8 protein-coding genes are annotated in these 6,631 nt (G+C 64.9%); 5 read left to right on the top strand and 3 right to left on the bottom strand.

Features of this window, described 5'->3' with window-relative positions; translation table 11 throughout:
- The 3 genes from ACRCSW_RS10540 to ACRCSW_RS10530 form a co-directional block, all read left to right on the top strand.
- Window positions 1-762: acetyl-CoA carboxylase carboxyltransferase subunit beta (locus ACRCSW_RS10540; RefSeq protein ID WP_438704882.1), on the top strand; the 762-nt coding region annotated here is incomplete at its 5' end.
- 29 nt (window positions 763-791) lie between these two features.
- Window positions 792-2,030, top strand: coding sequence for a bifunctional folylpolyglutamate synthase/dihydrofolate synthase (locus ACRCSW_RS10535; RefSeq protein WP_438704883.1), 1,239 nt, complete (start codon window positions 792-794; stop codon window positions 2,028-2,030).
- 66 nt (window positions 2,031-2,096) lie between these two features.
- Window positions 2,097-2,780, top strand: a complete 684-nt coding sequence (locus ACRCSW_RS10530) for an NYN domain-containing protein (RefSeq protein WP_438704880.1) — start codon at window positions 2,097-2,099, stop codon at window positions 2,778-2,780.
- Here the strand turns inward: ACRCSW_RS10530 and ACRCSW_RS10525 are convergent.
- Both ACRCSW_RS10525 and ACRCSW_RS10520 read right to left on the bottom strand, forming a co-directional pair.
- Window positions 2,777-3,403: a TetR/AcrR family transcriptional regulator gene (locus tag ACRCSW_RS10525; protein WP_438704878.1), complete on the bottom strand. Its 627-nt coding sequence runs from the start codon at window positions 3,401-3,403 to the stop codon at window positions 2,777-2,779. The two genes, ACRCSW_RS10530 and ACRCSW_RS10525, sit on opposite strands and share 4 nt — an antisense overlap.
- 65 nt (window positions 3,404-3,468) lie before the next feature.
- Window positions 3,469-3,642 (bottom strand): hypothetical protein, encoded by a 174-nt coding sequence (locus ACRCSW_RS10520; RefSeq protein WP_438704876.1) that lies wholly within the window; start codon window positions 3,640-3,642, stop codon window positions 3,469-3,471.
- A gap of 153 nt (window positions 3,643-3,795) precedes the next feature.
- Between ACRCSW_RS10520 and mbfA the strand changes: the two genes are divergently transcribed.
- Both mbfA and ACRCSW_RS10510 read left to right on the top strand, forming a co-directional pair.
- The gene (gene mbfA / locus ACRCSW_RS10515) at window positions 3,796-4,773 is read left to right on the top strand and encodes an iron exporter MbfA (RefSeq protein ID WP_438704875.1); all 978 of its coding nucleotides are present in this window, start codon (window positions 3,796-3,798) and stop codon (window positions 4,771-4,773) included.
- Entirely contained in the window at window positions 4,773-5,468 is a 696-nt protein-coding gene (locus ACRCSW_RS10510; protein WP_438704874.1) for a nitroreductase family protein, read from the top strand. The genes mbfA and ACRCSW_RS10510 overlap by 1 nt, the downstream gene beginning before the upstream one ends.
- Window positions 5,469-5,501: 33 nt before the next feature.
- Here the strand turns inward: ACRCSW_RS10510 and ACRCSW_RS10505 are convergent, their stop codons facing one another.
- Window positions 5,502-6,590 (bottom strand): PP2C family protein-serine/threonine phosphatase, encoded by a 1,089-nt coding sequence (locus ACRCSW_RS10505; RefSeq protein ID WP_438704872.1) that lies wholly within the window; start codon window positions 6,588-6,590, stop codon window positions 5,502-5,504.
- Window positions 6,591-6,631 lie beyond the last annotated feature (41 nt).

Below are 6,631 nucleotides of genomic sequence, written 5' to 3'. Positions count from 1 at the left end.
CACATGGCGATCAGCCCGCGTGAGCGGTTTGATGCGCTGTTCGATGGCGGCATCTACACCGAAGTGAAGGTGCCCGAGGCGGCGGTCGACCCGCTGCATTTCCGCGACCAGAAGAAGTACACCGACCGGATCAAGGCGGCCCAGAAAGCCAGCGGCGAGAAAGACGCGATGCTGGTTGCCGAAGGTGAGATCAACCGGACGCCGATCGTCGCGGCGGCGCAGGACTTCAGCTTCATGGCCGGGTCGATGGGCATGTATGTCGGCAACGCGATCATCGCGGCGGCCGAACGGGCGGTGATGCTGAAGCGGCCGCTGGTGCTGTTCTCGGCTTCGGGCGGGGCGCGGATGCAGGAAGGGATGCTGTCCCTGATGCAGATGCCGCGCACGACCGTGGCGGTGCAGATGCTGAAAGAGGCGGGGCTTCCGTACATCGTGGTGCTGACGCATCCGACGACCGGGGGCGTGACCGCCAGCTACGCGATGCTGGGCGACGTGCAGATCGCCGAGCCGAATGCGCAGATCGGCTTTGCCGGCGCGCGGGTGATCGAGCAGACGATCCGGGAAAAGCTGCCGGAAGGCTTTCAGCGGGCCGAGTACCTGCTGGACCACGGGATGCTGGACCGCGTGATCCACCGGAAGGCGATGAAGGATGAGCTGGTGACCCTGGTCCGGATGCTTACCGGCCAGCCGCCGGCGATCAAGGGTGACCTGCCCTCGCCGGTGGAACCGAACGCCCCGGAACCGGCGGAAGCTGCTCAGTGACATCAGGTTCCGACGTCATCCTGGAACGGATGATGACGCTGCACCCGAAGGTCATTGACCTGACGCTGGCGCGCATCGAACGGCTGTTGGCCGCGCTTGGCAACCCCGAGCGATCCATCCCGCCGGTGATCCATATCGCTGGAACCAATGGCAAGGGCTCGACTCAGGCGATGATCCGAGCGGGGCTGGAGGCGGGTGGCGACCGTGTCCATGCCTACACCTCGCCGCATCTGGCGCGGTTTCATGAGCGGATCCGGCTGGCGGGCGAGTTGATTTCCGAGCCCGCACTTACCGCCTTTCTGGACGAAGCGGTGACCGCGAACGGGCCGGACGCGGTCACTTTCTTCGAGATCACTACCGCTGCGGCCTTCCTGGCGTTCGCGCGTAGTCCTGCGGACTGGACGCTGCTGGAGGTTGGTCTTGGCGGGCGGCTTGATGCGACGAACGTGATCGACCATCCGCGCCTGACGATCATCACGCCGGTGAGCCTGGACCATCAGGCCTACCTCGGCGACACGGTGGCCGCGATCGCGGGCGAGAAGGCGGGGATCATCAAGCGCGGCGTGCCGGTGATCGTCGGGCCGCAGATGGACGATGGGCTGCAGGTGATCGAGGCCAAGGCCGCCCGCATGGGTGCGCCCGTCCTTGCCCACGGCCAGCACTGGCATGCGTTCGAGGACCGGGGACGTCTGGTTTTTCAGGACGAAAACGGGCTTCTCGACCTGCCCCTACCGAACCTTCCGGGGCCCCATCAGATCCAGAACGCTGGCGCCGCGATTGCCGCCCTGCGCCATCTTGGCCGCGACGAGGCGGCTTGTGAGGCTGCCGTCACCCACGCGTTCTGGCCCGCCCGGATGCAGCGTCTACGCCATGGTCCGCTGGTTGATGCAGCACCGAAGGTGGAGCTCTGGCTTGACGGCGGTCACAACCCGGCCGGGGGTGAGGCGATTGCGGCAACTCTGGCCCGCATGCCCAGGCGCGAGACGCACCTGATCTGCGGGATGCTCAACACAAAGGACGTGACAGGCTACATGATGCCGCTTGCGCCCCAGGTGACACGCCTTCACGCGGTCTCGATTCCCGGTGAGAAGAACACCCTTCCGGCTGAAGTCACACGCGACGCGGCCCGTACAACGGGGATCGACGCGGTAACTGCCCCGTCGGTTGGCGAAGCGCTGGCCGGGATTGCCGCAACCTCGCCCGAGGCGCGGGTGCTGATCTGTGGATCGCTTTATCTTGCGGGGACGGTGCTGCGCGAGAACGGATAGGCGCCTTCAAAGCGACGTATTTCCCGGACAAGCTTTAGTGGTCGCATTTGCTGATCGAGCTTTTCCGTGGACCTTTCGCCCGCACCCAGTTCCAAACCCCGCGTCGCCCTGCTGATCGACGGCGAGAACATCCCGCCCTCTGCCGCAGGCCAGATCGTCCTGAAGGCGCAGCACTTCGGCGAGGTCGCGATCCGTCGCGTTTATGGCAACGTCGCCAAGCTTGGCGGTTGGAGCAAAGCCCCCGGCATCCGCCCGATTCATTCGGGCAGCGGAAAGAACGCAACCGATCTTCTGATGTCGGTCGAGGCGATGAGCTTTCTTCTGGACGCAAAGGCGGAAGTTCTGGTCCTTGCCACCTCTGATCGCGATTTCGCGCATCTGGCGACGCATCTGCGGGAACGGTCGGTCCGCGTGATCGGCATCGGCGAAAAGAAGGCACCCGAGAACTTCCGGCAGTCCTGCTCGTCGTTCATCGAACTCAAGATCGCGGGCGTGGAAGACGAGGCCCTGGCCAACGAAGACCTGCCTGCCCCCTCCGACCTGGATGCAACTATCGAGGAGCTTGTCCAAGAAGAAGGCGAGGCGGGGGCTTTTCCGATCAGCAACCTTGGCGGGCGCATGCATGCCCTTCACCAGATCAAGATCAGCGATCTGGAGGAAAAGTCCTGGCGCGCCTACCTGCTGGCCCGCCCCCATCTTTACGACTGCGACGCGCGGGGGCCGGACGCAAAGCTCCGCCTGAAGGTCTAAGCCTTCACCCCATACCGCGCCATGAACATGTCGACCGCACCGTGCACGCTGCGGTGGGTAAGCTCGGGCGTGATCGTTTCGGCCATGCCGAAGATCAGCTTTTCGTGGATCGTTGCCTTGCAAAGCTGGGCGAACTGGTCGGCCGCAAGGTCGACGTCGTCGATCTGAAGCTGGCCGCTCTCGACGTAGCAGCGCAGATGGTGGGCCAGCCGTTCGTGGATGAGACCCGGTCCGAAGTCGTAGAACTGCCGCCCGAGGCCCGGAAACCGCTCACCCTCGCCGACGACGATGCGGTACATGCGCTGGCCGAAGTCCGAGAGCTGAAAGGCGACGATTCGTTCGGCCGCGACGGTAAGCGCGACCCGGACGGGGACATCGCCTTCAACCATGGCCTCGGCGGCCTCGGTCTGGCGGTGGCATTCGCAGCGCGCGACCTCAAGGAACAGAAGCTGCTTGTCGGGGAAATAGGCGTAGATCGTGGCCTTCGAGACCCCGGCCTCGCGCGCGATATCGTCGACCGAGGCACGCTCGAACCCGTCGCGCATGAAGATTTTGCGCGCCCCTTCAAGCACCTGGTCGAATTTCCGGCCGCGCCGGACCCCCTGATCGGCAATGACGTTCATCGGTCCCCCTTGAGAGGACCATAGAACATCGAGGTCCGGCGCGGCAAGCAAAGTGGCGGCTTCCGTCACTCCTGCAGTTGGCAGGTCGGCGCGGCGGGATTGGCGTCGCAGCCCTTGGTCCCGGTGGTCACGTCGTCCGTGGGGAAGGTCAGGACAGGAAGAAGGGTCGACATCGACTGCGCCGCAACCGGGGCGGCAAGGGCAAGGCCGGCGACAAGGGCAAGAACAGCGTGTTTCATTCTAATCTCCATTTTGAACTACAAAGTTCAGATTCGTATCTAAACCGTGGAGTTCAGATTCGCAAGCGCAAAGTGAACTTGATAGTTCAGATTCTGGGATTGCGCCCGTCGCATGTCGAATTAGATTAGAATCATTCCAAAAACGGTGATGCCATGCTGTCTTCCCTGACCTTCCGCCGCCGCTTTTCCGATCTATCCGAGCAAGAGGTTCTGGCCCTCGCGATCTCGTCAGAGGAGGACGACGCGCGCATCTATCGCAGTTTCGCGGAACAGCTGCGGGGGGTCTACCCGGCCTCGGCCGCGGTCTTCGACGGCATGGCGTCCGAGGAAGACGGCCACCGCCAGCGCCTGATCGACCTGCACCGCACGCGGTTCGGCGAGGTGATCCCGCTGATCCGGCGCGAGCATGTGGCGGGCTTCTATGCGCGCCGCCCGCTCTGGCTGTCGCAAACCCTGTCGCTGGACACGATCCGGGGCGAGGCCGGGGCGATGGAGAAGGCCGCGCAGGACTTCTATGTCCGGGCAGCCGCCCGCACCGCAGACGCGGCCACGCGCAAGCTGCTGGGCGACCTTGCCGCCGCCGAGGCGGGCCACGAACGCCATGCCGAAGGGCTTGAAGCGACCCATCTTCCGCCCGATGCGCGGGCACGGGAGGACCAGGTCGCCAAGCGGCAGTTCGTTCTGACCTGGGTGCAGCCGGGTCTTGCGGGGTTGATGGATGGCTCGGTCTCGACGCTGGCGCCGATCTTCGCCACCGCCTTCGCAACGCAGAGTACCTGGACGACCTTCCTCGTCGGCTCGGCAGCTTCAGTCGGGGCCGGCATCTCGATGGGCTTCACCGAAGCCGCGCATGACGATGGCGTCCTGTCGGGCCGCGGCTCGCCCTGGAAGCGGGGGCTCGCTTCGGGTGTCATGACCACGATCGGCGGAATGGGGCATGCCCTGCCCTATCTGATCCCCGATTTCTGGACCGCCACGACAATCGCCTTCGCCGTGGTCTTCGTCGAGCTTTGGGCGATTGCCTGGATCCAGAACCGCTACATGGAGACCCCCTTCCTCCGCGCGGCCTTGCAGGTGGTTCTGGGTGGTGCTCTGGTCTTTGCCGCAGGGGTATTGATCGGGGGCGGGTGATGTACCGCAAGGGTGAAGTCAGCTACCAGCCGCTGCCGCTGCCGGACAGGGTGCAGCTGGACGAGGCCGGGTCGCTTGCGGCAGTCGAGCAGTTCCTGGCCTTCATGCGCAAGCGCCACTCGGTTCGCGACTACGCGACACGCCCGGTGCCAGAGGCGGTGATCGCCGCCTGCATTGCGGCCGCGGGAACGGCGCCCTCGGGTGCGAACCACCAGCCCTGGCATTTCGTCGCAATCTCGGACCCCGCGATGAAGGCGCGCATCCGGGAAGGGGCCGAAGAAGAGGAGCGCGCGTTCTATTCAGGGGCCGCGGGTGACGAATGGCTGGCGGCGCTGGAGCCGATTGGCACGGGTGTCTTGAAGCCCCATCTGACCGATGCGCCGTGGCTGATCGTCGTCTTCGCGCAGCGCTACGGGATGACCGAGGATGGGGTGCGCTACAAGAATTACTATGTGCCCGAAAGCGTCGGTATCGCCACGGGGATGCTGATCACGGCGATCCACCATGCAGGGCTTGTGTGCCTGGAACACACGCCGAACCCGATGAAGTTCCTTGGCCCCCTCTGCGGACGACCCGAGCATGAAAAGCCGGTGATGATCCTTCCGGTGGGCTATCCGGCCGAAAACGCGACAGTGCCTGCCGTCGCCAAACGCAAGAAACCTTCGGAGCAGATCATGACAATGTTCCGCGCCTGAAGGCGCGGGACAGCTGACGCGAGCAGGGCCGCGCTAGCCCAGCGCGGCAAACCGCCGGGGCACCACCGTCCGCCCCTCTTCAGCCGGCTCCGGTTCCGGCTCCTGCACCGGTTCCGGAGTTTCGGCCGCGGGCTCTGGCGCCTGGTCTGCCGAAAGAACCAGCGGAGCGGGCGGAGCGGCGCTATCGGTCTCGGGGGTCTCTGCGGCCTCTGGCGTGGTCGGCTTTGGCAGGGGGATCAGCAGATGCTCGGGCGCGACGGTCGTCAGTCGTTTCGGCCTTTGGACGACGGCAGAGCGTCTTGGCTTATCATCGGTCTTATCCCGCACGGACGCATCGTTGACCTTGATGATGGTGAAGCTGATGTTGTCCTGGTCGGGATCGCCAAGCTTGCCGAGCTCGTCCAGAAGCCGTTCCGCGATCTCGGTCGAGCGGGTCTTGCGGTAGCGCTGCAGCACACGCTCGATCTGCGCGTTGGTCAGGAACTGCAGCCCGTCCGAGGAACAGACCACGATGTCGCCTGCCCGCAGCTCCAAGGGCTTCACCGGGCAGTCGATCTTCGGGATCCGCGTCCCCATCAGCACCGAGATCAGGCAGTTGCGGTCCGGATGGTTCGCCCCGATCTCAGGGTCCATCAGCCCCGACTTCACCATGAAGTCGATCTGCGGCGCCATCGAATGGTCCTCGTTCAGCTGGCTCAGCTTGCCCGACCGGAACAGGAACAACGGCGAATCGCCCACCGAGATCCAGTAAAGCCGGTTCTCCACCAGCGCGGGCACGACCAGCGTCGCCCCCATCCCCTCGGTCTCGGGGTGGCTGCGGGTGTGCTGGCGCAAGGTCTCGTTCGCCAGATCGGCCACGTTGCGCAGGATCTCGGGCGCCTTCGCCTCGAACGCTGCGACATCGGCAAAGTGGAACTTCAGCTCGCTGAAAACCTCGGTCAGAACGATCTTGCTGGCGACATCACCCGCCGCATGACCCCCCATCCCGTCGGCCAGGACGACAAAGCCCGCCTCGGCCCCGACCGGGAAATCCGCCGTGATCGCGTCTTCCTGATAGTCCCGTGCCCCCTGGCTTATCCCAGAGGCCACGTCATAGCGCGGCTCACGCGATCGCCATATCATGCCCGTCTCCCTCGGCCTCGACCGCAGACCAGTTGAAGGCA

It is taken from the genome of Tabrizicola sp. (genome assembly GCF_051645465.1).
GTDB lineage: Bacteria > Pseudomonadota > Alphaproteobacteria > Rhodobacterales > Rhodobacteraceae > Tabrizicola.
This window is presented reverse-complemented; position numbering and strand designations above follow the sequence as displayed.

Bases quoted from the DNA above. Each gene is read 5' to 3' on its own strand.
- ACRCSW_RS10505 (WP_438704872.1), bottom strand. From the start codon at position 6,590: ATGATATGGCGATCGCGTGAGCCGCGCTATGACGTGGCCTCTGGGATA.
- ACRCSW_RS10520 (WP_438704876.1), bottom strand. From the start codon at position 3,642: ATGAAACACGCTGTTCTTGCCCTTGTCGCCGGCCTTGCCCTTGCCGCC.
- ACRCSW_RS10525 (WP_438704878.1), bottom strand. From the start codon at position 3,403: ATGAACGTCATTGCCGATCAGGGGGTCCGGCGCGGCCGGAAATTCGAC.
- ACRCSW_RS10535 (WP_438704883.1), top strand. From the start codon at position 792: ATGATGACGCTGCACCCGAAGGTCATTGACCTGACGCTGGCGCGCATC.
- mbfA (WP_438704875.1), top strand. From the start codon at position 3,796: ATGCTGTCTTCCCTGACCTTCCGCCGCCGCTTTTCCGATCTATCCGAG.
- ACRCSW_RS10510 (WP_438704874.1), top strand. From the start codon at position 4,773: ATGTACCGCAAGGGTGAAGTCAGCTACCAGCCGCTGCCGCTGCCGGAC.